The sequence below is a fragment of the Modicisalibacter radicis genome (genome assembly GCF_900961225.1).
Classification (GTDB): Bacteria; Pseudomonadota; Gammaproteobacteria; order Pseudomonadales; family Halomonadaceae; genus Modicisalibacter.
Genome location: NZ_CAAHFN010000106.1, coordinates 1 through 1455 on the forward strand (window position 1 = coordinate 1; position 1455 = coordinate 1455).

The following is a 1455-nucleotide window of genomic DNA, read 5'->3' on the forward strand; positions in this document are numbered from 1 at the left end:
TGTCGTGGCGACCGACCCTCGCCACGCCCAACACCTCGGCCCAGATCGCCGCCAGGGCCTCTTCCACCTCGCCCTGCGGTGCCTCGTACGACACGCCGCTCGCCATGTCCGGTGCCGGCAACGCCTTCCGGTCCACCTTGCCGTTGGGGCTCAGCGGCAGTGCCGCCAGCGGCACCACCACGCCCGGCACCATGTAATCCGGCAGGCGTTGACCCAGCCGCTCGCGCAGCGCACCGGTGTCGAGTTCGACGTCGCCCCGGGGAACGACATACGCCACCAGCCGCGCACCGCCGGGCCCTTCCTGGGCCGCCACCACCGCCTCACGCACATCCGGCTGAGAAAGCAGTTCGGCTTCGATCTCGCCCAGCTCGATGCGCAGGCCACGTATTTTTACTTGATGGTCGAGGCGGCCCAGGTACTCGAGCTGGCCATCGGCCCGCCAACGCACCAGATCGCCCGTACGGTAGAGGCGCTCGCCCTTCGTGAACGGATCGGCCACGAAGCGCTCCGCGGTGAGATCACTGCGATTGAGATAGCCACGGGCCAGACCCACGCCACCCAGATACAGCTCCCCAGCCACCCCCGGCGGCGCCAGGTTGAGCTCGCCGTCCAGCACGTAGGTGCGAATGCCGGCGATCGGCTGGCCAATGGCCACCTGACAGCGCCCGTCGTCTTCGCAGGTCCAGTGCGTGACGTCGATAGCCGCCTCGGTGGGACCATAGAGGTTGTAGAGCGCCGTCTGCGGCAGACGCGCAAACACCTGGCTCTGCAGCTCCGCCGGCAGGGCCTCGCCGCTGCATACCAGGCGTGTCAGGCTGGTGCAGGTCTCGACCTCACCATGCGCCAGGAAGGCCTGCAGCATCGAGGGTACGAAGTGCAGCGTGGTGATGCCGTGCATCCGAATCAGCTCGACCAATCGCGCCGGCTCGCGATGCACTCCCGGCGGGGCCATCACCAGCCGCGCGCCCTGCATCAGCGGCCAGAAGAACTCCCACACCGAGACGTCGAAACTGAACGGGGTCTTCTGCAGCACCGCATCCTCGGCCTTCAGCCGGTAGGCGTCCTGCATCCACGCCAGGCGGTTGCTCAGCGCGCGATGGCGGTTGGCCGCGCCCTTAGGCCGCCCGGTGGAGCCCGAGGTATAGATCACATAGGCCAGGTGGTCGCCGTGCAGCGCCACGTCGAGGTTGGTCGACGACTGATGGGCCAGGTCCAGCCGGTCCAGCGCGAGCACGCTCAGCCCCTCGGTCGCGGGCAGTGCGTCACGCAGGGACTCCTGGGTCAGCAGCAGCTCGATGCCGCTGCCGGCGATCATGTAGCCCAGCCGGTCGGCCGGATAGTCCGGGTCCAGCGGCACGTAGGCGCCGCCGGCCTTGAGGATCCCCAGCAGCCCCACCATCATCTCGACGGAGCGCTCCACGGCAATGCCCACCCGGGTCTCGGGTTTGACGCCCA

Annotated in this window: 1 protein-coding gene; it reads right to left on the reverse strand. The window is 68.7% G+C overall.

Features of this window, described 5'->3' with window-relative positions; all coding sequences use genetic code 11:
* Positions 1-1455 (reverse strand): amino acid adenylation domain-containing protein (locus tag HR9077_RS18200; protein WP_136068724.1); only part of this gene is annotated, 1455 nt, incomplete at both ends.